Source organism: Bradyrhizobium sp., assembly GCF_036735945.1.
In the GTDB taxonomy this organism is placed as follows: domain Bacteria; phylum Pseudomonadota; class Alphaproteobacteria; order Rhizobiales; family Xanthobacteraceae; genus Bradyrhizobium.
In genome coordinates this window covers 1-24,966 of record NZ_DAINNI010000017.1, presented here as the reverse complement: position 1 = coordinate 24,966, position 24,966 = coordinate 1, and the positions used below count along the sequence as shown (strand labels likewise).

The following is a 24,966-nucleotide window of genomic DNA, read 5'->3' as shown; positions in this document are numbered from 1 at the left end:
CGGACAGGACGCAATCGAGCGCATGGCGGCGGAGCGAGCCGCTTTCATGCGCGATTTGCTCGAAAAACAGGTAGGAGACTGACGAGCGACCCGATCCGGACCTCGTTAGGGCTGCTTCCTTCCGGACCTGACCCGGTTGGCGAGTGGCTCGTCCACCGCCAATCTCCCGGTCCCTATTTGGGGCCAAAAGGCCCGGAAAGCAAGCGGGGTTGATGGCGCCATGCGCCCGGAACTACCCTCCTTCGTCATGGGCGGGCTTGACCGGGCGATCCGCGTCTTGCTTCCTCTGATCCAGCACAAGAAAGGCGTGGATGCCCGGGACAAGCCCGGGCATGACGGGTGTTGGTTGCGCGGTCCGCCCTCTGCAAGGCCACTTCAAGGATTATAGACCTCCCATGCCCTCTGACGCCTGGTCGCTGCACTCCCAACTCACGAAAGACACCATCGATATCGGCGACCTGCCGCTGAGCAAGGTGCTGGTCATCAAGGACGCGCATTACCCCTGGCTGCTGCTGGTGCCGCGCCGGGAGGGCGCGGTGGAAATCATCGATCTCGGCGAGGTCGAGCAGGCGCAATTGATGACCGAAATCTCCCGGGTCTCGCGGGCGCTGAAGGAGATCACCAAATGCGACAAGCTCAATGTCGCGGCGCTCGGCAATCTGGTGCCGCAGTTGCATGTCCATATCATCGCGCGGCGCACCACCGACGCCGCCTGGCCGCGCCCGGTCTGGGGCGTGATGCCGCCGCTGGCGCATGACGCCGAGGAAGTTCAGAATTTCATCAACGCGCTTCGCCGCAAGATCTGGTTGGGTTGAACAGATGGCCGCATTCGACAAATATCCTTTGGGCAAGCCTGCCTTCGTTACCAACGTCCTCGATCGCGCCGCCCATCTGCGCACCAACGACGACAAGCTGCTTGCGATGGAAGGCCAGAGCAATGCGCGGGCCTTTGTGATCTATCGCGACTCGCTGGTCCTGAAGCAGGAGGAGAGCGGCCCCCGCGCGCTGCTCTCGATCAGGGAATCGCTCGATTACGGCGCCAATCCCGGCACGGTTTTCCTGGGACTGCGCGACGGTGCGCCGGTGTTCGGCATGGGCATTGCGCCCGCCGCCGCGGAAAAACTGGTCGGCCGCAGCGACGTCGCGGTCACGGAATTGCGCGGCATGGCGATGCAAGGCGTGCTGCCGCTCGAGCAGCTATCCGCCATCGCGATGGCGAAATCGCTGGTGGGCTGGCATCAGCGCCACGGATTTTGCGCCAATTGCGGCGCGCGCACCTCGATGCGGGAAGGCGGCTGGAAGCGCGAATGCGGCAGCTGCAAGGCGGAGCATTTTCCGCGCACCGATCCGGTCGTGATCATGTTCGTGAGCCTCGGCGACAAGGCGCTGCTCGGCCGGCAGAAGCAGTTCATGCCCGGCATGTATTCGTGCCTCGCCGGCTTTGTCGAGGCAGCCGAGACCATCGAGGACGCCGTGCGCCGCGAGATCTGGGAGGAATCCGGCATCCGCGTGACCGACGTGAGCTACTACATGACGCAGCCCTGGCCCTATCCGTCGTCGCTGATGATCGGCTGCACGGCGCGCGCGATCAACGAGGACATCGTCGTCGACCGCGTCGAACTCGAGGATGCGCGCTGGTTCGACCGCGCCGAACTCGCGCTGATGCACAAGCGCCAGCACCCCGACGGCCTGTTTGCCGCTCATCCCTTCGCCATTGCGCATCATCTGATCGGTCAATGGCTGCATGGCGGCGGCAACAACGGCGCATAGCGGGGAACCGACGCCTGCCGGCCCGATTGACCTTGGCTCGATTGACCCTGCCCGATTGATTTGGGGCTTGAACGGACACGACGGATTCCGGAAATGAACTTTCAGGACAAGGCGCCCAAGGCTCCGCGGATTCTCTGCATCGGCATGCCGGTGCGTGACCTCACCTTTCACACGCCGGGTGTTCCCGGGCGCGGTTCCAAGGAGAACGCCACCGCCTTCGCCGAAATCTGCGGCGGCAATGCGCTCAACGCGGCGATCGGCATCGTGCGGCTCGGCGGCCGGGCCTCGATCTGCGGGCCGATGGGCGATGCCAGGGAAACATCGAGCCGCTTCATCTTCGACCAGATGGCGCATGAGGGCATCGAGACCAGGCATCTCATCCACATGCCTGATCTGGTGACGCCGATCTCGGCGGTCATGATCGACCCGTCCGGCGAGCGCACCATCGTGACCTTCCGCGACCCGAAGCTGTGGCAGGTGAAATTGCCCGACTTCGACACGCTGCTCGACGATTGCGCCGCCATTCTCACCGAGAGCCGCTGCGCTGAATTCTGCACCGAGCTCTGCGCCGAGGCGGTCCGGCGCGGCATTCCCGTGATCGTCGACGTCGACCGGGCGATGTCGCTGCGCGAGGGCCTGCTGAACGCCTCGACGCACCTGGTATTCTCCAGCGAACCGCTGCAGGAGACCGCCGATGTTACCGACGACGCCCAGGCGCTGAGGAAGATCGCCAGGCTGACCCCCTCCTTCCTGGCGGGAACGCGCGGCCCCCGGGGCACGATCTGGCTCGACGAGAAGGGCGAGATCCAGGAGACCCCCGCCTTCCCGGTCCACACCGTGGACACGCTCGGCGCCGGCGACGTCTTCCACGGCGCGTTTGCCCTCGCCATCACCGAGAAGCAGGAGTTGCGGCAGGCGCTGCGATTTGCCTCGGCCGCCGCGGCCCTGAAATGCACCCGTTTCGGCGGCGCTTTCGCCGCCCCGCAACGTGCTGAAGTTGAAGAGCTTTTGAGCCACGGCAAGGTTGCGGGCCAGGCCACGGTGAAGACTTAGAGGGGCTTGCTATAGAAGAATTTTCTATATATTAGGATATCACACCTATTCTATGGAACATTTTTCTCATGACCGATCTAGCCGTTCAGCTCCCCGAAGCCCATCGCCGCCTGGACGCCATCGACCGCAAGATTCTGACCGTGCTCCAGGAGGATGCCTCGCTGTCGGTCGCCGAAATCGGCGACCGGGTCGGGCTGTCGTCGACGCCGTGCTGGAAGCGGATCCAGCGGCTCGAGGCCGACGGCGTGATCCTGCGCCGGGTCGCGCTGGTCGACCAGAACAAGATCGGGCTCGGCATTTCCGTGTTCGTCTCGGTCGAGAGCAGCGACCATTCCGACGCCTGGCTGCGCAAATTCGCCGACGCCGTCAGCGCCATGCCCGAGGTGATGGAATTCTACCGGATGGCCGGCGACGTCGACTACATGCTGCGCGTCGTGGTCGCCGACATGGCGAGCTATGACATTTTCTACAAGAAGCTGATCAGCGCCGTGCCGCTGAAGAACGTCACCTCGCGCTTTGCGATGGAGAAGATCAAGTCGGTGACCGCGCTGCCGGTGCCGGCGGCGTAGGCGACGTCCGCAATTCTACGGACCAGAGCTTTCACCGAACATTAGCCCTGTGTCCATAGACACAGGGGATGGGTCCGACACACGCACCAGCCAGCCGCCTGTGGCCGGCGTGGCTCAACGCCACGCTGCTGCTGCTTGCCAGCTTCATCTGCATCGCAGGACTGGCCTTTCAGGCCCGTCCCGGCGCTGAAGTCGTGGCGGTGGCATTCCCGGCCTGGTGGAATTCCGAGCAGGCCCTGTCGGCCGTAACTTCGGCCAACGCTGCGATCGTCCGCATGACCGCCGTCCCATCGCTTCTGGTGGTGCGACCCGACGGCCGCGATGGCCTGTCGCGGCTTTACGAAGCCGGAGCCTGGTTCACGATCGACCCGCAAGCCATTGCAGCCTGTTTCAGCAAACAGAACGCCCTTCCGGAATGACTTTGCATATTGGGGACATGAAATGATCAATGAAAGCGACGATCTCGCAGCCTTGCGCGAAACCACCAGCAAGGCCTTGCTCGGCCTGCTCTGGCTTCATGTTCCCATTGCGTTCGCCATCGGCCTGATGCGCGACAGCGGCTGGATGGGACCGACGGCGCTGATGGCAGCCATGGCGCTGGCCGCGACGGCATCGTGGGCGAGTTCGGGCAACGGCCTGTCGACACGCCTGATCTTTGCCGTCGCGCTGATGGGCGGAGTTTCGGTGTTCGCCTACCAGCTCGCCGGTCATGCCTGGCAGCTCGACATGCACATGTATTTCTTTGCCGCGCTGGCCTGCCTGGTCGCCTATTGCGACTATCGCCCGATCCTTGCCGGCACCGTCGCCGTCGCGCTGCATCATTTGGCGCTGAATTTCCTGCTGCCGGCCGCGATCTATCCCGGCGGCGCCGATCTCGGCCGCGTGGTGCTGCACGCCGTCATCCTGCTGATGGAGGCCGGCGTCCTGAGCTGGCTGTCGTTCAAGCTCTCGCATCTGTTCGAGACGACGGCCCAGAAGAGCGCGGAAGCCGCGGCGGCCGGCGCTTCGGAAGCCCGCGCCAACCGCGAGCGGCTGGACGTCGAGGAAAAATCCAAGCAGGAGCGTGACGCCGCGCGGCACGAACTGGCCGCCGGGTTCGAGCGCACGGTTGGAAGCATCGTCGAGGCCGTCGCGGTCGCGGCGACCAGGGTGCAGAACCTGTCGTCGACCATGAGCGGCAGCAGCGAGGAAACGATCAGCAAGACCTCGGCCGCGGCCAATGCCTCGAACCAGGCTTCATCCAATGTCGAAACGGTTGCCTCGGCGACCGAGGAACTCTCGGCGTCGATCAACAGCATTGCCCAGCAGGTGACGCGGTCGGCGGAGATCGCCGGCAAGGCCGCCGGCGAAGCACGCCGGACCAATTCCGTGGTCGAGGGCCTTGCCGCCGGCACCCAGAAGATCGGCGAGGTGGTCACGCTGATCCAGAACATCGCCAGCCAGACCAACCTGCTCGCCCTGAACGCCACCATCGAGGCGGCGCGCGCCGGCGAGCATGGCAAGGGGTTCGCCGTGGTGGCGAGCGAGGTCAAGGCACTGGCCAACCAGACCGCCAAGGCGACGGAAGAAATCTCCGCGCAGGTCCAGGACATCCAGAATGCGACCGGCGAAGCCGTCAACGCGATCCAGACCATCGGCGGCACCATCGCCGAGATCGACGAGATCTCCAGCCAGATCGCCGCCGCGGTCGAGCAGCAGGGCGCGGCGACCCGCGAGATCGCCGGCAACGTGCTGCAGGCGGCAAACGGCACCAGGGACGTCAACGCCAACATCCTCAGTGTCAGCCAGGCGTCGGAACAGTCCGGCAAGGCCGCGGCCAGCCTGCAGGATGCCGCCAACGGATTGTCGTCGCAGTCCGAGCGCCTGAAGTCCGAGGTCTCCAGGTTCCTTGGCTCGCTGCGCGTTGCGTAACGGCAGATGCGATCTCCCCCGTTTCAGCGGGGGAGATACTCACTCTCAAATCTTCTGATTGTACGCGCCGACCTCGGGATGCGTGCGCAGCACGCCATCCATCGCCTCGAACATGTCGCGCATGCGCGCTTCGCTGACCGGGCTTTCGACCACGACCACCAGCTCCGGCTTGTTCGATGAGGCCCGCACCAGTCCCCAGCTGCCGTCCTCGACGGTGACGCGCACGCCGTTGACGGTGACGAGGTCGCGGATCTTCTGGCCCGCGACCTTCTCGCCGTTCTTCTGCAGCGTCTCGAAGTGCTTCACCACGGCGTCCGCCACGCCGTACTTCACCTCGTCGGCGCAATGCGGCGACATCGTCGGCGACGACCAGGTCTTCGGAATCGCATTCTTCAGGTCGGCCATCGACTTGTCGGGTGCGCGGTCGAGCATCTCGCAGATCGCGATCGCGGAGACCAGGCCGTCGTCATAGCCGCGGCCAAGCGGCTTGTTGAAGAAGAAGTGGCCGGACTTCTCAAATCCCGCCAGCGCGCCCATCTCATGGGTGCGGCGCTTCATGTAGGAATGTCCGGTCTTCCAGTAGGCGGTCCTGGCGCCCTGCTTCTGCAGCACGGGGTCGGTCACGAACAGCCCGGTCGATTTGACGTCGACCACGAACTGCGCATCCTTGTGGATCGCCGACATGTCGCGCGCCAGCATCACGCCGACCTTGTCGGCGAAGATCTCCTCGCCGGTGTTGTCGACCACGCCGCAGCGGTCGCCGTCGCCGTCGAAGCCGAGGCCGACGTCGGCCTTGTGCTCGAGCACGGCATCGCGGATCGCGTGCAGCATCTCCATGTCTTCCGGATTCGGATTGTATTTCGGGAAGGTGTGATCGAGCTCGGTATCGAGCGGGATCACCTCGCAGCCGATCGCTTCCAGCACCTGCGGCGCGAAGGCCCCCGCGGTGCCGTTGCCGCAGGCGGCCACGACCTTCAGCCTGCGCTTGAGCTTCGGGCGGCTCGTGAGATCGGCGATGTAGCGCGCCGGAAAATTCTCGTGGAATTGATAGGCGCCGCCGGCCCTGTTCCTGAACTCGGCGTTGAGCACGATTTCCTTCAGCCGCGTCATCTCGTCAGGGCCGAAGGTGAGCGGCCGGTTGGCGCCCATCTTGACGCCGGTCCAGCCATTGTCGTTGTGCGAGGCCGTCACCATGGCGACACAGGGCACGTCGAGATCGAACTGCGCGAAATAGGCCATCGGCGTGACCGCAAGCCCGATGTCGTGCACCTTGCAGCCCGCCGCCATCAGGCCGGAAATCAGCGCATATTTGATCGAGGCCGAATAGCCGCGGAAATCATGGCCGGTCACGATCTCCTGCCTGACGCCGAGTTCCGCGATCAGCGCGCCGAGCCCCATGCCCAGCGCCTGAACGCCCATCAGGTTGATTTCCTTCTCGAACAGCCAGCGTGCGTCGTATTCGCGAAAGCCGGTCGCCTTCACCATCGGTCCGGATTCGAATTCATAGGTGTTCGGAACCAGCACGGATTTGGGCTTTGGAAACATGTAATCGCCTTGTCATGAAAAAGCAGAACGAAACACCGCAGCCATAGCGAATACGCGGGCCGGGCGATAGGCGGGACCAGCGCCTTGTGACCACTATTTGCGGCGGATTTGGCAATTACGGCAAACAGCACCTCACAACTCAGGCGCCCGATTTCCGAATTTCTGCTCCGATGACAACCTTCAACGTCGGCAAGGATTGCTGCACGGTATCCCAGACCAGTTGGGCTGCAACGTCCTCATAGTCGTGACGATAGACGTTTCCGGCGTCAGCCATTTGCTTCCAGGAAATCATGGGATGGCGCGCCTTAATCTCATTTGGTAGACGCCGCGAAGCTTCAGATATGATCTCCAGGCAACGGGTGACTGCATAGAAAGCCTGCAAATCCGCCTTGAACGTTTCGCGGTTCAAACCTTCGATGAAGTTCGTCGCCAAATCGATGTGATGGAGGATATCGCGGAGCGCACCGTCCGTGGGGTCAGAAGGCATAGATCACGTCAGCCATCGCCGCCGGGCGGACATAAGGTTTGAGCCCTTCGCGGTTAACAACGTCCACGGGACCGTCAAAGAGCTGTGCGATGTATCCCTTGATGTCCACGTAATCGAAGACCGTAATACGAGCCTCGGGATCGATTTCGATCATGATATCGATATCGCTGTCGGAGCGATTTTCGCCCCGTGCGACTGATCCGAACAAGGCGGCATGCTTCACACCACGCCCGCGCAGGGCGTGTTCGGAGCGACGCAGGGTTTCCAAGGCTTCGGATCTGTTCATTTGACTAATATAGCATGCCGCCAAGCTAACCGGGAGAGGCAACAACCAGGAACGGATGGCCTTACTGTTCCAGCACCAGCTTGCCGTCGGCATATATGAAGCGCTTCAGCTTCGACAGGAACGACAGGCCGAGCAGGTTCTCGGACAATGCCTCGTCGGGCAGCACCAGCGCGTCGACGTCGCGCACCACGAGACCGCCAAGCTCGATCATCGCGAGCCGCGCCCGCGCGGCCTTGATGGTGCCGTTGGCGGTGGACACGGTCGCGTTGTAGTCGCTGCGCGAGGGCCGCAGGCCGAACCGCGCCGCGGATTTCTCGTTCAAGGCGACCACCGAAGCGCCGGTATCGACCATGAAGTTGATGCGCTGTCCCTCGATGCGGCCATCGGCCGAGAAATGGCCGCGTGCGTCACGGGGAATGTCGAAGCTGCGGCCGGAGGCCTGCGCGACCGTCTGGGCGGACATCGGTTTCGGTGCCGCCTTGGCGGATGCCGCAGCCGGCGACATCTGGTCCGCCATCTGCGCCATGTAGGTGCCTGCGCCGACCAGAACGGCGGCAAGGATCATCAGGTTACGCATTACGCCACACTCGATTGCCGGACCGCCGATATCACCACGCCAGTCGCCAAGCGGCGACTAACGGGGGCGGCGGAGGCTGCCATTTTGGCGAAAAGGATGAGTGAAGGGTTAACGCGGTCTCTTTAGCTTCTCCCCGCGAAAGGGCGGCGAAAAGGAACTCACGTCCCGCGCGGCTTGACCCGCCGGGTCGGCGGCGCGCTGGCGGGGTCTTCCGGCCAGGGATGGCGGGGATAGCGGCCGCGCAGGTCGGAGCGAACGGCGGCATAGCTGCCGCGCCAGAAGCCCGGCAGGTCGCGTGTCACCTGGACCGGGCGCTGCGCCGGCGACAATAATTCCAGCACCAGCGGCACCGCGCCCCTGGCGATCGAGGGGTGCGTGTTGAGCCCGAACAGCTCCTGCAGGCGCACGGCAATGGTCGGGCCCTGCTCGGCTTCGTAATCGATCGCCAGCATCGTGCCGGTCGGCGCCTCGAAATGCGTCGGCGCCTCGCGCTCCAGCCGCGAACGCAATTCCCACGGCAACAACGCCATCAACGCCTCGGAAAGATCGCCGGCGGAAATTTCCTTCAACGAGGTCTTGTCGTAGAGCGCCGGCATCAGCCAGTTTTCGGCCTCGGTGGCGAGCGACGTATCGGACAGATCGGGCCAGCTATCGCCTTCCGCCTTGCGCAGGAACATCACGCGATCGCGCCACTGCTTCAGCGCCTTGGACCATGGCAGCCGGTCGAGCCCGGCGGCAACCAGACCGGCGGCGAAAATGCGCGCGGTCTCCGCCGAGGGCGACAGCGCAAGGGGAGCTTCGGACAGCGTGATCGCGTGCAGCGTCCGCTTGCGGCGTCCGCGCAGCGCCATCGCGCCGCGATCGAATGTAATTTCCTCGGTGTCCTCGATCTGATCGGCGAAGCGCGTTTCGATGTCGGCCTGCGCGATCGGCGCGGCAAGGAGGATGCGTCCCTGCGCGGCGGTGCCGGTCAACTCCCCCACCGCGATATAGGACACGCGCGCCAGCGACGAGGCCTGCTCGACGGCGGCGCCGCGGCCATTTGCCAGCACAAAACTGCCATTGCCTCGGTTGCGCGCGACGCGGTCGGGGAAGGCCAGCGCCAGCATGATCCCGGTGGAGGGCGAGCTGTATTCGGCAGGCGGCCCTTCGGTCGCCGCCACCTGCTGCGCCCAGCGCTGCGCAAGGCTGCGCGCGCTGGCGGCGCGGGCTGAGCGGTCGCGGCCGAACTGGTCGAGCCTGACATCGAGATCGACGCTGTCGCCGCCAAGGCCGCGCTCGGTCAGAACAGCGGCAATTCCGGCCGCCTCCGCGCCCGCCCCCAGCCGATGCGAATCCACGATCATGCGCGCCAGCCGCGGCGGCAGCGCCAGCGCGCGCAGGCTTTGTCCTTCTGACGTGATGCGGCCGTCCGGATCGAGCGCGCCGAGTTCGTGTAACAGACTATTGGCTTCCTTCAACGCAGGCGCCGGCGGAGGATCGAGAAATGCCAGCGTCGCCGGATCGCGCACGCCCCATTGCGCGAGATCGAGCACCAGCGACGACAGGTCGGCCGACAGAATTTCGGGCTGCGTGTAAGCCGCAAGCGAAGCCGTCTGCGGCTCGTCCCACAGCCGGTAGCACACGCCGGGCTCGGTGCGGCCGGCGCGGCCGCGGCGCTGGTCGACCGCCGCGCGCGAGGCGCGCACGGTCTCGAGCCGGGTCAGGCCGATATCAGGCTCGTAGCGCGGCACCCGCGCCAGGCCGGAATCGACCACGATGCGCACGCCCTCGATGGTCAGCGAAGTTTCGGCGATCGACGTCGCCAGCACCACCTTGCGGCTTCCCTTCGGCGCCGGCGCGATGGCGCGATCCTGCACGGCGGCATCGAGCGCGCCGAACAGCGGCACGATCTCGACGGCAGGATCGTGCACCCGCTCGCCGAGGAAATTCTGCGTGCGGCGGATTTCGGCGGCGCCGGGCAGAAACGCCAGCACCGAGCCGGGATCGGCGCGCAGCGCCGATACGATTGCATCCGCCATCTGCCGCTCGATCGGCGCATCGGCCTTGCGGCCGAGATAGCGCGTCTCCACCGGAAAGGCGCGGCCTTCGCTGGCAACCACAGGCGCGTCGCCGAGCAGCTTGCCGACCCGTGCGCCATCGAGCGTCGCCGACATCACGAGGATTCGCAGGTCCTCGCGCAGGCCGGTCTGCGCGTCGCGCGCCAGTGCCAGCCCGAGATCGGCATCGAGCGAGCGCTCGTGAAATTCGTCGAACAGCACGGCGGCAACGCCTGACAATTCGGGATCGTCGAGAATCTGCCGCGAGAAGATTCCCTCGGTGACGACTTCGATCCGGGTCGCGCGCGAAACCTTCGAGCCGAAGCGCACGCGATAGCCGACGGTCTCGCCTGCCCGCTCGCCAAGCGTTCGCGCCATCCGCTCCGCGCTGGCCCGCGCCGCGATGCGCCGCGGCTCCAGCATGATGATCTTCCTGCCGTTCAGCCAGGGCGCATCGAGCAGCGCCAGCGGCACCCGCGTGGTCTTGCCGGCGCCGGGCGGCGCCACCAGCACCGCGGTGTTATTGGCCGCGAGCGTACGGTCGAGCTCGTCGAGCACCGCATCGATCGGGAGGGGGGTATCAAAAGTGAGAGGCAATATCTCTGATCCGTCATCACCCGCCAAAGCGGGTGATCCAGTAAACGCTGGCGTTACTGACTGCGAACAGCGCGAGTACTGGATACCCCGCCTGCGCGGGGTATGACAACCGTGGTTGCGGCTACTTCCGGGGCTGAGTCCGCCCTACGCTCTCGTACGTAAAGCCGTGCGCCGCCATATCCGCGGGACGGTAGATATTGCGCAGGTCGACCACGACGGGCTGGGCCATCGCGCGCTTGATGCGGTCCAGGTCGAGCGCGCGGTACTGGACCCATTCGGTCACGATCACCAGGGCGTCCGCGCCCTTCACGCATTGATAGGGATCGTCGCAATATTCGATGTCGGGCAGTTCCTTGCGCGCCTGTTCGATGCCGACCGGATCGTGCGCGCGGACCTTTGCGCCCATGTCGAGCAGCCCGGTGACCAGCGGGATCGACGGCGCCTCGCGCATGTCGTCGGTGTCGGGCTTGAAGGTGAGGCCGAGCACCGCCACGGTCTTGCCGCGGAGGTTTCCGACGGCATTCGACACCTTGCGCGCCATCGCCCGCTTGCGGTTGTCGTTGACACCGAGCACGGCCTCGACGATGCGCAATTGCACGTCATGGTCCTGCGCGATCTTGACCAGCGCGCGGGTATCCTTCGGGAAGCACGAGCCGCCGAAGCCCGGGCCGGCATGCAGGAATTTCGATCCGATACGGTTGTCGAGCCCGATGCCGCGCGCGACTTCCTGCACGTCGGCGCCGACCTTTTCGGAGAGATCGGCGATCTCGTTGATGAAGGTGATCTTGGTCGCGAGGAACGCGTTGGCGGCGTATTTGATCAGCTCCGCGGTGCGCCGCGCGGTGTACATCATCGGCGCCTGGTTGAGCGACAGCGGCCGGTAGACGTCGCCCAGCACCTTGCGCCCGCGCTCGTCCGAGGTGCCGACCACGATGCGGTCCGGAAATTTGAAGTCGCGGATCGCCGCGCCCTCGCGCAGGAATTCCGGGTTCGAGGCGACCACGAATTCGGCCGACGGGTTGGCCTCGCGAATCAGCCGCTCGACCTCGTCGCCGGTGCCGACCGGCACGGTCGATTTCGTCACCACCACCGTGAAGCCCGACAGCGCGGCGGCGATCTCGCGCGCCGCGCTGTAGACGTAGGTGAGATCGGCATGGCCGTCGCCGCGCCGCGAGGGCGTGCCGACCGCGATGAACACGGCGTCGGCATCGGCAACCGGCGCAGTCAGGTCGGTGGTGAAGTCCAGCCGTTTGGCCTTGACGTTGGACGCCACCAGTTCGTCCAGCCCGGGTTCGAAGATCGGAATCTCGCCGCGGCGCAGGGCCTCGATCTTTCCGGCATCCTTGTCCACGCAGGTGACGTGGTGACCGAAATCGGCAAAGCAGGCGCCGGAGACCAGCCCCACATAGCCCGTGCCAATCATGGCGATTCGCATGGAAACAATCCGTATTGAATGGTTAACGCCAGTCTCGATTTTTCGGGCGTCTTAGAGCATTTTTCGTCCCCAGGGAAACCGGAAAGCGCAGGGGTCCCGGCACGATCCTTGTATGAATAAAGAAGAAAGCAACGCTTCGGGCCGAAGATGCGGCCACGTCGCGCCGAAAAGGGACAGCAATGACTTCAAACGGCACATCCCCCGTACCTGGACGTCCCACCCGCATCGACTGGGTGGACTACGCCAAGGGCATCTGCATCGTCATGGTGGTGATGATGCATTCGGTGCTGGGCGTGGAAAAGGCGGCCGGTGATACCGGGTTCATGCATGCGTTCGTCATGTTCGCCCAGCCGTTCCGGATGCCGGACTTCTTCCTGATTTCGGGTCTGTTTCTCGCAGTCGTGATCGACCGCGACTGGCGCACCTATCTCGACCGCAAGGTCGTGCATTTCGCATATTTTTACGTCTTGTGGATGACAATCCAGTTCGGCTTCAAGGCGCCCGGCTTCGCCGCCGAACAGGGCTGGCCTCATGTCGGCTACCTCTATCTGGAATCCTTCGTCGAGCCGTTCGGCACGCTGTGGTTCATTTATCTGTTGCCGATCTTCTTCATCGTCACAAAACTGTCACGCGGTGTCCCTCCGCTTGCGATCTGGCTGGTCGCCGCCGCGCTGGAGATGGCACATGTCGGGACGCACTGGACGGTGATCGACGAATTCTGTGCGCGCTTCGTCTATTTCTATTCCGGCTATCTGTTCGCATCCTACGTGTTCGCGCTGTCGGACCGTTCGCGGGCAAGGCCCGGGCTGGCGCTAATGGGGCTGGCGCTGTGGGCGCTCGTCAATGGCGGCCTCGTGACGGCGGACTACAGCCATCTGCCGCTGGTCTCGCTGGCGCTCGGCTTTGCCGGGGCCGGCGCCATCATCGTGATGGGCACGCTGCTGGCGCGCATGCAATGGCTGAACTTCCTGCGCTATTGCGGCGAGCACTCGATCGTCATCTATCTCGCCTTCTTCCTGCCGATGGCGGTGACGCGAACGCTGCTGCTGAAGACCGGCGTGATCGCCGATATCGGGGCGATCTCCCTGATCGTCACTGTGGCCGGTGTTGCCGGCGCCATCGTGATCTGGCGGCTGGCCCTGGCGCTGCGCGCCGACTTCCTGTTCGAGCGTCCCGACGCGTTCTGGATCGCGCCGAAGAAGGCCGCGCCGACACTGCAGCCGGCGGAGTAGGATTCACCGCTTCGTGTCGTCCCTGCGAACGCAAGGGACCATAACCACCGGCCCTCAGGGCTGGACTCGGTGGGACCGCTGGATTGCCCAACAATGGCCGCCCGTGGTTATGGGTCCCGGGTCGCGCTTCGCTTGCCCGGGACGACGGCAATTGGCTGTGCGGTAGCCACCAAAATCCCGCCCCCAAGGCTGTCAATCCGCGCAAAAATCCCTAAATTTCGGCCATGCCGAAATCAGCCCCCAAAGCCGCCGCCAAGCCCGCTCCCGCCAAAGTTCCAGCCAAGGCCGCCAAACAGGCAGGCAAGGGCGACCATGTGTTTCTGGTCGACGGCTCCTCCTACATTTTCCGCGCCTATCACGCGCTGCCGCCGCTCAGCCGCAAATCCGACGGGCTGCAGGTCAACGCCGTGCTCGGCTTCTGCAACATGCTGTGGAAACTGCTTCGCGACATGCCGGAGAATGACCGGCCGACCCACCTCGCCATCGTGTTCGACAAGTCGGAAATCACCTTCCGCAACAAGCTCTATCCCGACTACAAGGCGCACCGGCCGCCGGCGCCTGACGACCTGATCCCGCAATTCGCGCTGATCCGCGAAGCCGTGCGCGCGTTCGACCTGCCCTGCCTGGAGCAGGTCGGCTTCGAGGCCGACGACCTGATCGCGACCTATGCGCGGCTCGGCAACGAGCGCGGCGCGACCACGACCATCGTCTCCTCAGACAAGGATCTGATGCAACTCGTGACCGACAAGGTCACGATGTACGACACCATGAAGGATCGCCGCATCGGCATTCCGGAGGTGATCGAAAAATTCGGCGTGCCGCCGGAAAAGGTCGTCGAGGTGCAGGCGCTGGCCGGCGATTCCACCGACAACGTGCCTGGTGTCCCCGGCATCGGTGTCAAGACCGCGGCGCAACTGATCGTGGAATATGGCGACCTCGAACAACTGCTGTTCCGCGCCACCGAGATCAAGCAGCCGAAGCGACGGCAGGCCCTGATCGAGAACGCCGAGAAGGCGCGGATCTCGCGGCAACTGGTGCTGCTCGACGACAAGGTCGATCTCGAAGTGCCGCTCGACGACCTCGCCGTGCACGAGCCGGACGCGCGCAAGCTGATCGCGTTCCTGAAGGCAATGGAGTTCTCCACCCTCACCCGCCGGGTCGCCGAATATTCGCAGATCGATCCCTCCGACATCGAGCCGGACGCGGGCAACAAGAGCGGCGCCAGCGTTTTTTCGGCTCCGCCATCCGGCGGGAAGCCGGAGGGCTATGCGGAAGGCGCGACGCTGTTCGACGCGCCCGCCTCGCCCGCCGCCGGCAGCGCAGCCGCGCCGGCCAGGGGCACCGACAAGCAGGACAAGGCGGCGAGCCTCAAGGGTACGCCGATCTCGCTTGCCGCAGCGCGCGCCGAAGCCATGCGGAAACTGCCTGTCGATCGCGGCAAGTACCAGGCCATCGGTTCGATGGCCGAACTCAAGGCCTGGATCGCGCGCGCCCATGATGCCGGCGCCTTCGCCGTTGACGTCAAGGCGAGCGGCGACGATCCGATGCAGACCGATATCTGCGGCATCGCGCTGGCGCTGGGGCCGAACGATGCCTGCTATCTTCCCCTCGCCCACAAGCAATCCGGCGGCGGCGCGGGCCTGTTCGACGCCGGCCTCGCCCCGGACCAGATCAAGGCGGCCGACGCGCTGGCCGCGCTGAAGCCGCTGCTGGAATCGTCAGGCCTGCTCAAGATCGGCTTCAACATCAAGTTCAACGCCGTGGTGCTGGCGCAGCACGGCGTCACGCTGCGCAACGTCGACGACGCGCAGTTGATGTCCTACGCGCTCGATGCCGGGCGCAACTCGCATGCCCTGGAATCGCTCTCCGAGCGCTGGTTCGGCCATGCGGTGCTCGGCTATGGCGAACTCGTCGGCAGCGGCAAGAACAAGCTGACCTTCGACCAGGTCACGATCGACAGGGCGACCGCCTATTCGGCCGAAAGCGCCGACGTGATTTTGCGGCTGCAGCGCGTGCTGAAGCCGCGGCTCGCGGCCGAGCACATGACGACGGTGTATGAGACGCTGGAACGGCCTCTGATCAGCGTACTGGCGCGGATGGAGCGGCGCGGCATCTCGATCGACCGCCAGGTGCTGTCGCGGCTGTCGGGGGATTTCGCCCAGACCGCGGCGCGGGTCGAGGCCGAGATCCAGGAAATCGCCGGCGAGCCGATCAATGTCGGCAGCCCCAAGCAGCTCGGCGACATCATCTTCGGCAAGATGGGACTGCCCGGCGGCAGCAAGACCAAGACCGGCGCGTGGTCGACCTCGGCGCAGGTGCTCGACGACCTCGCCGAGCAGGGCCACGAATTCCCCAAGAAGATCCTGGAATGGCGGCAGGTCTCGAAGCTGAAATCGACCTATACCGACGCGCTGCCGACCTATGTGCATCCGCAGACCCACCGCGTGCACACCACCTACGCGCTGGCCGCGACCACCACCGGGCGGCTGTCGTCGAACGAGCCGAACCTGCAGAACATCCCCGTGCGCACCGAGGACGGCCGCAAGATCCGCCGCGCCTTTGTCGCCACCGCCGGCCACAAGCTGGTGTCGGCCGACTATTCGCAGATCGAACTTCGGCTATTGGCCGAGATCGCCGACATCCCGGTGCTGAAGCAGGCGTTCCGCGACGGGCTCGACATTCACGCCATGACGGCGTCCGAGATGTTCGGCGTGCCGATCAAGGACATGCCGGGCGAGGTGCGCCGCCGCGCCAAGGCGATCAATTTCGGCATCATCTACGGCATCTCGGCGTTCGGCCTCGCCAACCAGCTCGGCATCGCCCGCGAGGAAGCCTCCGCCTACATCAAGAAATATTTCGAGCGCTTCCCGGGCATCCGCGCCTATATGGACGAGACCCGGGAATCATGCCGCAGGAACGGCTATGTCACCACGCTGTTCGGCCGGAAGATGTACTACCCTGATATCAAGGCCTCCAATGCATCGGTGCGCGCGTTCAACGAACGTGCCTCGATCAATGCGCGCCTGCAAGGCACCGCCGCCGACATCATTCGCCGCGCCATGATCCGGATGGAAGACGCGCTGGCGGAGAAGAAGCTCTCGGCGCAGATGCTGCTGCAGGTCCACGACGAACTGATCTTCGAGGTGCCCGACAGCGAGGTGGCGGCGACGCTGCCGGTCGTGCAGCACGTCATGCAGGACGCGCCGTTCCCCGCGGTGCTGCTCTCGCTGCCGCTGCAGGTCGACGCACGCGCCGCCGATAATTGGGACGAGGCGCATTAGGCGCGCTGTCATCGCCCGGCCGGGCGACGACAGTGGTGGCTGGCGATAGCGACGCCTCAATCCAGCTTCGCTTCCATGCCGCGTTTGGTGGCCGGGCGGGCCATCAGGGCGTTGTACCAGCGCTCGACATTCGGAAAGTCCTTCAGCTCCACCTTGTGGCGCGGGTGGCGCCAGGCCCAGCCGAGGATCGCGAAGTCGGCGACCGAAAGCTCGCCGGCGACGAAATCGCGCCCCTCCAGCCGGCGGTCCAGCACGCCATAGAGCCGGCGTGTCTCGGCCATGTAGCGCTTGAGGCCATAGGCGCGGTCGGTTTCATTCTCCAGCGCGATGAAGTGATGCACCTGGCCCGGCATCGGGCCGAAGCCGCCCATCTGCCACATCAGCCATTCATAGACCGGGATGCGTTCGGCCAGGGCCCTGGGCAGGAACCTGCCGGTCTTCTCGCCGAGATAGAGCAGGATCGCGCCTGACTCGAAGATGCCGACCGGCTTGCCGCCGGGGCCGTCGGGATCGACGATCGCGGGGATCTTGTTGTTCGGGCTGAGCTTGAGGAAAGCGGGCGCCATCTGCTCGCCCTTGCTGATGTTCACCGGGATCACCTTGTAGGGCAGGCCCATTTCCTCCAGCGCGACGGAGATCTTGCGGCCGTTCGGCGTGTTCCAGGTGTGCAGTTCGATCGTCATCCACGTTTCCCCCCAAGCGAAAATTCGCCAAAGCTTTTGCCCTGCCGTAGCGCGGAACCGGCGGGCCTTTCAACCGGCCTTTGCGTATGCCGTCCCTGCGCCGACCGGGGCCGCGGCGGGACACCGTGCCCTGTTGACGGCGCTGGATCGGCGCTGGAATGTCGCCCCCGGCGCCGATAGATTGCGCCCCGCCCGAAAACGCGCTCAGGAAAATCGCCTTGTCCAAATCAGCCTCCCGCGCCCGCCTCGCCGAGATCATCCGCAAGCGTTCGTTCGGCCGCGGCGAGATCACGCTGGCCTCGGGCCGCAAGAGCGACTTCTACTTCAACCTCAAGCCGACCATGCTCGACCCCGAGGGCGCCGCGCTGCTGGCCGAACTGACCTACGAGGCGCTGAAGGACGACAGGCTCGATTTCATCGGCGGGCTGGAGATGGGCGCGGTCCCGCTGGCGGGCGCGATCGCGCAACTCTCCTGGCTGAAGGGGCATCCGATCGCCGCCTTCTTCGTGCGCAAGAAGCCGAAGGAGCATGGCGCGCGTCTCGCGGTAGAAGGCCTCGCGAAGGGCGAAAGCCTCGAGGGCAAGCGCATCGTGATCGTCGAGGACGTCACCACGACCGGCGGTTCTGCACTGAAGGCGGTCGAGGCGGTGCGCGAAGCCGGCGGCAACATCGTTCTGGTGCTGACCATGGTCGACCGCGAGGAAGGCGCCACCGAAGCCTTCGCCGAGACCGGGCTGGAGTTCCGTTCGCTGTACAAGGCGGGCGAGTTTTTGAAGAGCTGAGGCTGCTTCTTCTTCCCGCTAGCGTGCAGAGGAGAGAACACATTTCTTTCGTCACGCATTGCTCCCCGAATACCACTCCTTTACCATCCGCCGTTAAGGTTACTCCCGACTGAAGCCTGTCGCGCTTCGGTGTGTTTGTTGTGTTGGGTGGAGTTGGTGTTGCGTATCGAGTTGGCTTTTTCGCGCGTGCGGCGCCGCACGACGTTTGTAGCCGCCGCGTCTCTCGCGGCTGCGCTGCCACTTTTGCCCGGCAGCGTTTCCGCCGAAGGCCTGTTCGATCTCCTGTTCGGCGGCCTTCAAAAGCAGTCGCGGCAGGCGCCGGGCAATTTCTTCACCGATCCGTTCGGCAACAATCAACCAGCCCATCCCGCGCCGGCGCCGCGCGTCGCAGGCTCGGGACCGGCCTTCTGCGTGCGAAGCTGCGACGGCAAGTATTTTCCGCTGACCACGCGCGGCAACGCCACGCCGGTTCAGATGTGCCAGGCCTTCTGCCCGGCCAGCGTCACCAAGGTATTTTTCGGCAGCAACATCGACGGCGCGGCCGCGAGCAATGGCGAACGCTATGCCGACAGCGAGAACGCCTACGGCTATCGCAAGGCGCTGCGCGCCGACTGCACCTGCAACGGCCGCAATCCGTCCGGCCTCGCGCCGGTCGATCTCGCGCTCGACACTTCGCTGCGCTCCGGCGACGTCGTCGCCACCACCGACGGCCTGGTGGCCTATACCGGCGTCCGGCTAGGTACGGATCAAAGCGCGGAGTTCACTCCGGTCGCGTCCTATCCCGGCCTCACGGCTGACGTCCGCGCCCGGCTCGGCGAAATGAAGGTCGCCCCCGTCAGCGCCGAGATGGTCGCCGGCAGCGCCCCAATGCCCGAGACGAGGCGCGACGACGACCTGCCGACCGCATCGATACCGAAGACGGCTGCGCCGAAAGCGGCGAAGCGGGCGGAAGTGAATTAAGGGCGGCTTCGACCAATTCACCGCCCGACGATCACGCCGATCACGTTCGGCGCGGACAGATATTTTTCCTCGATCGCCGCCCGTGCCGCGGCGCGGTTTTCCGCCGTGAGCAGGCCGCGCTTCTCGGCCAGGATCATCCAGCAATAACCCCACCAGTCCGTCAGCATGCCCTGGTCGTCGACGAGGTCATAGCCCTGCCCGGCCGCGAAGATGCGCGCCTGCGCCTCGTCCAGCCCGTCGAGAAAGGCGTGGTCCTCGTTCGAGAACAATTCGTCGCTGAAATCATCTGTCGTGTAGCCCCACACCGACATGCAGACCGCATTGAACTCACGGTCGATCGCGTCGTCGTCGACGGCCTGCCGGCGCGAGGCCTGATGCAGGCGCGACAGCGAGCGCGCGAAGTCGGCGATGCGGGTGAGAGCGAACTGATCGAAGGCGATGGTGGACATGTAGTCCTCGCAAACTCGGATAGACCATAGATGTTGTGTCGGCGGCGTACCGAATCACAATGATATATCAAGTACTTGCTAAAATGTTCTTAATTTGTTCTGGCGATGGGTCGAAATATTGGCTATCAGAGGTTGTTGACGCGAACTTGCCGAAGGATCGAAACGATGGACCTGCCTGAAATTGCCCGGATACGGTCACTGCTGCTGGAAGCAACGGACGCAATCGATCGGGCAAGGCTGATCAATGCCACGCTCGACGTTGACGATCGAGCCATGCTGGCCACGTCCCTGGACGAGATTTCGTCCGCGCTGCACTTCCTGCAAAAGCTCTATCTGCGCAATCCAGGCGGCCTCGCCGAGGAACGCGCGCATTGGACCGGCCTCGCGATGTAGGATCGCGACGGGCCGTCTATCCGTCACATCGCCGCGGCAAAGGCTGCGCTGGTCGCGCTGATGCAGACCACCAGCAGCGCAGCGGCGACGATCTCGATCGTCAATCTCATGACGGGACCTCCCGCTCATTGGAGAACGATAGCCTTTATAGCAGCAAATCTGGTCGCCCCGTGCCGCGAAATCGGCCCGGTCCTTGCATAAAAACATACCAGCGCGGTGCACAACAAACGCCCCGGCGGTTTCGATGGTCGTGCGGGGCGAGTATCTTGGTGTGAGTTTCAACTGCAGGGATTGACGTGTTGCAGGAACAAGTTCCAGGAAATATCGCGGCCCTTGGCCAGCCGATCGACGAACCGGCGCTGGCCGAGATCAAGGGCGCGATCCTCGCCAAGCTCCGCCTTGCCATCGGCAAGGATGCCGGCATGGCGACCAGGCGGGACTGGTACAAGGCCGCGGCGCTGGCGCTGCGCGACCGCATCGTGCACCGCTGGCTGACGGCGGAGAAGGAGAGCTACGATGCCGGCAGCAAGCGGGTCTATTACCTCTCGCTCGAATTCCTGATCGGCCGCCTGTTCACGGACGCCCTGAACAATATGGGCCTGCTGCCGCAGTTCGAGACCGCGCTCGGCGATCTCGGCGTCGGGCTGTCGGAGCTGCGCAAATGCGAGCCGGATGCGGCGCTCGGCAATGGCGGCCTCGGACGGCTTGCGGCCTGCTTCATGGAAAGCATGGCGACGCTCGCCATTCCCGCCATCGGCTACGGCATCCGCTACGATTTCGGCCTGTTCCGCCAGATCATCGCGCAGGGCTGGCAGCAGGAATATCCGGACGAATGGCTGAGCTTCGGCAACCCCTGGGAATTCCAGCGGGCCGAGGTGGTCTATCACGTTCATTTCGGCGGCCATGTCGACCATGTCGACGACCGCGGGCGTGACCGCGCGACGTGGCGGCCGGCCGAAACCGTGCAGGCGGTTGCCTACGACACGCCGATCGTCGGCTGGCGCGGCCAGCACGTCAACGCGCTCCGGCTCTGGTCGGCGCGCTCGCCCGATCCCCTGCGGCTCGACGTCTTCAACACCGGCGACTATATCGGCGCCGTCGCCGAGGAGGCGCGCGCAGAATCGATCTGCAAATTCCTCTATCCGAACGACGAGAGCCTTGCAGGGCGCGAACTCCGGCTGCGGCAGGAATATTTCTTCGTCTCGGCCTCGCTGCAGGATCTCGTCAAGCGCCATCTCGCGTCCGACGGGCAGTTGCGCAGCCTCGCCTCGAAGGCCGCGGTGCAGCTCAACGACACCCATCCAAGCCTCGCCGTCACCGAACTGATGCGCATCCTGGTCGACCTGCACAATTTCCGCTGGGACGAGGCGTGGAAGATCACGGTGGCGACGCTGTCCTACACCAACCACACGCTGCTGCCGGAAGCGCTGGAGACCTGGCCGGTCGAACTGTTCGAACGGCTGCTGCCGCGCCATCTCGAGATCATCTACCGCATCAATGAAGCGCACCTGGCACTGGCGGACGAGCGCTTCCCGGGCGACATCGAATACCGCGCCTCCGTCTCGCTGATCGACGAGAAGTCCGGCCGACGGGTGCGGATGGGCCAGCTCGCCTTCATCGGCTCGCACCGCATCAACGGCGTCTCGGCGATGCATTCCGACCTGATGAAGGAGACCGTGTTCAGCGATCTCAACCAGCTCTATCCCGGCCGCATCGTCAACAAGACCAACGGCATCACTTTCCGGCGCTGGCTGATGCTGGCCAACCCAAAGCTGACCGCGCTGATGCGCGAGGCCTGCGGCGATGCCGTGCTCGACGATTTCTCGCTGTTCGAGCGCCTCGAGGCCCGCGCCAGCGACAATGCGTTCCAGCAGCGCTTTCGCGACGTCAAGCATCACAACAAGGTCGCGCTGGCGCGGCTGATCGGCGAGCGCCTCGGCATCAAGGCCGACCCGTCGGCGCTGTTCGATATCCAGATCAAGCGCATCCACGAATACAAGCGGCAACTGCTCAACATCGTCGAGACCATTGCGCTCTATCAAGCCATCAAGGACGAGCCGCAGCGCGACTGGGTGCCGCGCGTGAAAATCTTCGCCGGAAAGGCGGCGGCGAGCTATCGCTACGCCAAGCTGATCATCAAGCTGATCAACGACGTCGCCGAGATCGTCAACCACGACCCTGATATCGCAGGAAAGCTGAAGGTCGTCTTCCTCGCCGACTACAATGTCAGCCTTGCCGAAGTGATCATTCCGGCCGCCGACCTCTCCGAACAGATTTCCACCGCCGGCATGGAGGCCTCCGGCACCGGCAACATGAAGCTGGCGCTCAACGGTGCGCTCACCATCGGCACGCTCGACGGCGCCAACATCGAAATCCGCGACCAGGTCGGCGCGGAGAACATTGCGATCTTCGGCATGGAGGCCGGCGACGTCATGATCCGGCGCAAGCAGGGCCTCGATGCGACCGACGTGATCAACCGCTCGCCGCGGCTGGCGCGCGCCATCACCGCGATCGAGAGCGGCGCGTTCTCGCCCGACGACCCCGCCCGCTTCGCCACCATCGGCCATGCGCTGCGCTATCTCGACCATTACATGGTCTCGGCCGATTTCGATTCCTATTACGAGGCGCAGCGCGGCATCGACGCGCGCTGGCAGGTGGTCCCGGCCTGGACCCGCGCCTCGATCCTCAACGTCGCACGAATGCCGTGGTTCTCCTCCGACCGCACCATCCGCGAATACGCCGAGGATATCTGGCACGTGCCGGTGCGGGCGGCTGCGCCGGCGCCGGAAGCCAGCGCGCGCGAGGCGAGCGGGTAAATCCCGCGACGCGGAACCCATTACCTCAGGCGTTATTGAATCCTGCGCGATTGCGGCGATACTGACCTCTCGCGCCTCTCACCCCCAGAGCATTGATGCTGACCCAATCCCCGCACCTCTTCGACGACGCCACGCGGGTCACCGCGGGCGATAGCTGCTGGCAGGGCAAGACCAGCCCGGACTACTGGGCCTTTGTCGGCCCGTTCGGCGGCTGCACCGCCGCCACCATCCTGCGCGCGCTGATCGATCACCCGCAGCGGGCGGGCGATCCGCTGGCTATGACCGTGAATTTCTGCGCACCGGTCGCGGAAGGCGCATTCGATCTCGACGTCCGCCTGATCAAGGCCAACCGTTCCAGCCAGCACTGGGCCGTGGAGATGACACAGGGCGGTGGCGAGGCCACGACGCTGGCGACCGCCGTGTTCGCCGAGCGCCGCCCGTCCTGGTCGCACCAGCAGATGGCCTGCCCGGAAGCAGTGCCGTTCGATCAGGCGCGCCGGTTTCCGAACACGCCGATGACCTGGACGCACCAGTATGATTTCCGCTTTGTCGAGGGAGAGCCGAGCTTCTATGGCTCGCCCGCCGCATCGCCGCTCGATGCCGCCTCAAAGCAGTGGATCGGCGACCACGTGCCGCGCCCGATCGACATGCTGTCGCTGATGTCGATGTCGGATGCGTTCTTCGGCCGGGTGTTTCTGGCGCGGCGGGAACTGGTGCCGTTCGGCACGGTGTCCATTACGACCTATTTCCATACCTCGTCTGAGGAACTCGCAGCCGAGAACATCACCCATGTGCTCGCGGCGGCCGATGCCCGGATTTTCCACAGGAGTTACGGCGACCAGCACGGCGAATTGTGGTCGCCCTCCGGGCGCCTGCTCGCAACCACGACGCAAATCGCCTATTTCAAGGCGTGAGCAGTCGTAGGGTGGGCAAAGGAGCGCAAGCGACCTGCCCACCATCTATCGGCTCGCGATCCTGAATGGTGGGCACGCTGCGCTTTGCCCACCCCACGATTTTCCGGAGGCACCGGCCCATGTCCGACGCCAACGCGCCCCGCATCGCCCTGCTCGGCGTTCCCATCGAAATCGGCGCCTCGCAGCTCGGCACCTTGATGGGGCCGGACGCGCTTCGCACCGCCGGCATCGGCCGCATCCTCGATCAGCTTGGCTTCGCGGTGGAGGACCACGGCAACATGGGCAGGCCCGAAGCGACGACCGCCGAGGGCCCGCCGCCGCCAAACGCCAAATATTACGACACCATCAAGAACTGGATCCGGGCGCTCAGCGAGCGCTCCTATGCGCTGGCGCGCTCCGGCGCCGTGCCGATCTTCATGGGCGGCGATCATTCGCTGTCGATGGGATCGGTGAACGGAGTGGCGCGCCACTGGCGGGAACAGGGCCGGCCGCTGTTCGTGCTCTGGGTCGACGCCCATGCCGACTACAACACGCCGCACACCACGGAGACCGGCAACATGCACGGCATGTCGGCGGCCTTCCTGTGCGGCGAGCCCGGCCTCGACAACCTGCTCGGCGGCGCACCGCGCGCGTCGATCGGACCCGACCAGCTCGACCTGTTCGGCATCCGCTCGATCGATCCGCTGGAGAAGCAACTGGTGTTCGAACGCAAGGTCGCGATCGCCGACATGCGCGCAATCGACGAGTTCGGCGTCGGCGTGCTGATCCGAAGGGTCATCGAGCGCGTCCGCGCGCGCAACGGCGTGCTCCATGTCTCCTTCGACGTCGATTTTCTCGACCCCACGGTCGCGCCCGGCGTCGGCACCACGGTCCCGGGCGGCGCGACCTATCGCGAGGCGCATCTGATCATGGAGCTGCTGCACGATTCCGGCCTGGTGCGCTCGGTCGATATCGTCGAGCTCAATCCGTTTCTCGACGAGCGCGGCCGCACCGCGCGCGTCGCGGTCGAACTGATCGGCAGCCTGTTCGGCCTGCAGATCACCGACCGCCGGACGCCGAGCAACGCGGTGCTACCGGGCAATGGCGGCTAGAGCGTGATGGTTTTTGGTTCGATCGGTTCGCCGCACGCGCGCTTAACCCGACTTCGCGGATTCGCGCCCGAAAACGCGAATTTTGAGATTTTTTGT

22 protein-coding genes and 1 other RNA gene are annotated in these 24,966 nt (G+C 64.9%); 14 read left to right on the top strand and 9 right to left on the bottom strand.

The annotated features are described in order from the left end of the window. Positions 1 to 70: 70 nt before the first annotated feature. An RNA gene (gene ffs / locus V7E26_RS08725) (signal recognition particle sRNA small type) lies at positions 71 to 167 on the bottom strand. A 228-nt stretch (positions 168 to 395) separates the two neighbouring features. Here ffs and V7E26_RS08720 point away from each other — a divergent pair. From V7E26_RS08720 to V7E26_RS08695, 6 genes are all read left to right on the top strand, one after another. Continuing rightward, on the top strand, positions 396 to 815 hold the full coding sequence (locus V7E26_RS08720) for an HIT family protein (RefSeq protein WP_324415047.1): 420 nt from the start codon (positions 396 to 398) through the stop codon (positions 813 to 815). Positions 816 to 819: 4 nt separating this feature from the next. After that, the gene (nudC, locus tag V7E26_RS08715; protein ID WP_324415046.1) at positions 820 to 1,770 is read left to right on the top strand and encodes an NAD(+) diphosphatase; all 951 of its coding nucleotides are present in this window, start codon (positions 820 to 822) and stop codon (positions 1,768 to 1,770) included. Positions 1,771 to 1,863: 93 nt separating this feature from the next. Next, complete coding sequence (locus V7E26_RS08710; protein WP_324415045.1) at positions 1,864 to 2,823, top strand: sugar kinase; 960 nt, start codon at positions 1,864 to 1,866, stop codon at positions 2,821 to 2,823. 68 nt (positions 2,824 to 2,891) lie between these two features. Beyond that, positions 2,892 to 3,392, top strand: coding sequence for an Lrp/AsnC family transcriptional regulator (locus V7E26_RS08705; RefSeq protein ID WP_324415044.1), 501 nt, complete (start codon positions 2,892 to 2,894; stop codon positions 3,390 to 3,392). Positions 3,393 to 3,460: 68 nt separating this feature from the next. Then, the gene (locus V7E26_RS08700; RefSeq protein ID WP_324415043.1) at positions 3,461 to 3,811 is read left to right on the top strand and encodes a hypothetical protein; all 351 of its coding nucleotides are present in this window, start codon (positions 3,461 to 3,463) and stop codon (positions 3,809 to 3,811) included. A 22-nt stretch (positions 3,812 to 3,833) separates the two neighbouring features. Then, positions 3,834 to 5,303: a methyl-accepting chemotaxis protein gene (locus tag V7E26_RS08695; RefSeq protein WP_324415042.1), complete on the top strand. Its 1,470-nt coding sequence runs from the start codon at positions 3,834 to 3,836 to the stop codon at positions 5,301 to 5,303. A gap of 45 nt (positions 5,304 to 5,348) precedes the next feature. Here the strand turns inward: V7E26_RS08695 and V7E26_RS08690 are convergent, their stop codons facing one another. The 6 genes from V7E26_RS08690 to V7E26_RS08665 all read right to left on the bottom strand — a co-directional run bounded on the left by V7E26_RS08690 (position 5,349) and on the right by V7E26_RS08665 (position 12,269). Beyond that, on the bottom strand, positions 5,349 to 6,848 hold the full coding sequence (locus V7E26_RS08690) for a phosphomannomutase/phosphoglucomutase (RefSeq protein ID WP_324415041.1): 1,500 nt from the start codon (positions 6,846 to 6,848) through the stop codon (positions 5,349 to 5,351). 139 nt (positions 6,849 to 6,987) lie between these two features. After that, positions 6,988 to 7,335, bottom strand: coding sequence for a HepT-like ribonuclease domain-containing protein (locus V7E26_RS08685; protein ID WP_324415040.1), 348 nt, complete (start codon positions 7,333 to 7,335; stop codon positions 6,988 to 6,990). Next, positions 7,325 to 7,621: a nucleotidyltransferase family protein gene (locus V7E26_RS08680; protein WP_324415039.1), complete on the bottom strand. Its 297-nt coding sequence runs from the start codon at positions 7,619 to 7,621 to the stop codon at positions 7,325 to 7,327. Before V7E26_RS08680 ends, V7E26_RS08685 begins: the two co-directional genes overlap by 11 nt. 61 nt (positions 7,622 to 7,682) lie before the next feature. Then, positions 7,683 to 8,198 carry a TIGR02281 family clan AA aspartic protease gene (locus V7E26_RS08675; RefSeq protein WP_324415038.1) on the bottom strand — a complete coding sequence of 172 codons (516 nt, stop codon included), beginning with the start codon at positions 8,196 to 8,198 and terminating at the stop codon, positions 7,683 to 7,685. A 158-nt stretch (positions 8,199 to 8,356) separates the two neighbouring features. Further along, complete coding sequence (gene hrpB / locus V7E26_RS08670) at positions 8,357 to 10,834, bottom strand: ATP-dependent helicase HrpB (protein ID WP_324415037.1); 2,478 nt, start codon at positions 10,832 to 10,834, stop codon at positions 8,357 to 8,359. A 121-nt stretch (positions 10,835 to 10,955) separates the two neighbouring features. After that, positions 10,956 to 12,269 carry a UDP-glucose dehydrogenase family protein gene (locus V7E26_RS08665; RefSeq protein ID WP_324415036.1) on the bottom strand — a complete coding sequence of 438 codons (1,314 nt, stop codon included), beginning with the start codon at positions 12,267 to 12,269 and terminating at the stop codon, positions 10,956 to 10,958. Between the two features lie 179 nt (positions 12,270 to 12,448). Between V7E26_RS08665 and V7E26_RS08660 the strand changes: the two genes are divergently transcribed. Next, positions 12,449 to 13,501, top strand: coding sequence for an acyltransferase family protein (locus tag V7E26_RS08660; RefSeq protein ID WP_324415035.1), 1,053 nt, complete (start codon positions 12,449 to 12,451; stop codon positions 13,499 to 13,501). 224 nt (positions 13,502 to 13,725) lie between these two features. Next, complete coding sequence (gene polA, locus V7E26_RS08655) at positions 13,726 to 16,782, top strand: DNA polymerase I (protein ID WP_324415034.1); 3,057 nt, start codon at positions 13,726 to 13,728, stop codon at positions 16,780 to 16,782. 56 nt (positions 16,783 to 16,838) lie between these two features. Here the strand turns inward: polA and V7E26_RS08650 are convergent, their stop codons facing one another. Then, entirely contained in the window at positions 16,839 to 17,465 is a 627-nt protein-coding gene (locus tag V7E26_RS08650) for a glutathione S-transferase family protein (RefSeq protein ID WP_324415033.1), read from the bottom strand. A 218-nt stretch (positions 17,466 to 17,683) separates the two neighbouring features. Here V7E26_RS08650 and pyrE point away from each other — a divergent pair, with 218 nt between their 5' ends. Beyond that, complete coding sequence (gene pyrE, locus V7E26_RS08645) at positions 17,684 to 18,247, top strand: orotate phosphoribosyltransferase (protein WP_324415032.1); 564 nt, start codon at positions 17,684 to 17,686, stop codon at positions 18,245 to 18,247. 159 nt (positions 18,248 to 18,406) lie between these two features. After that, positions 18,407 to 19,207 (top strand): DUF2865 domain-containing protein, encoded by an 801-nt coding sequence (locus tag V7E26_RS08640; RefSeq protein ID WP_324415031.1) that lies wholly within the window; start codon positions 18,407 to 18,409, stop codon positions 19,205 to 19,207. Positions 19,208 to 19,224: 17 nt separating this feature from the next. On the opposite strand, the gene V7E26_RS08635 is transcribed toward V7E26_RS08640, so the two are convergent. Continuing rightward, positions 19,225 to 19,656 carry a hypothetical protein gene (locus tag V7E26_RS08635; RefSeq protein ID WP_324415030.1) on the bottom strand — a complete coding sequence of 144 codons (432 nt, stop codon included), beginning with the start codon at positions 19,654 to 19,656 and terminating at the stop codon, positions 19,225 to 19,227. A gap of 165 nt (positions 19,657 to 19,821) precedes the next feature. Between V7E26_RS08635 and V7E26_RS08630 the strand changes: the two genes are divergently transcribed. The 4 genes from V7E26_RS08630 to rocF all read left to right on the top strand — a co-directional run bounded on the left by V7E26_RS08630 (position 19,822) and on the right by rocF (position 24,870). Next, the gene (locus tag V7E26_RS08630) at positions 19,822 to 20,049 is read left to right on the top strand and encodes a hypothetical protein (protein WP_324415029.1); all 228 of its coding nucleotides are present in this window, start codon (positions 19,822 to 19,824) and stop codon (positions 20,047 to 20,049) included. Between the two features lie 290 nt (positions 20,050 to 20,339). After that, positions 20,340 to 22,865, top strand: coding sequence for a glycogen/starch/alpha-glucan phosphorylase (locus V7E26_RS08625; RefSeq protein WP_442893368.1), 2,526 nt, complete (start codon positions 20,340 to 20,342; stop codon positions 22,863 to 22,865). A gap of 95 nt (positions 22,866 to 22,960) precedes the next feature. Next, entirely contained in the window at positions 22,961 to 23,779 is an 819-nt protein-coding gene (locus V7E26_RS08620) for an acyl-CoA thioesterase (RefSeq protein ID WP_324415027.1), read from the top strand. Between the two features lie 119 nt (positions 23,780 to 23,898). Next, on the top strand, positions 23,899 to 24,870 hold the full coding sequence (gene rocF, locus V7E26_RS08615) for an arginase (protein ID WP_324415026.1): 972 nt from the start codon (positions 23,899 to 23,901) through the stop codon (positions 24,868 to 24,870). Positions 24,871 to 24,966: the final 96 nt, after the last annotated feature.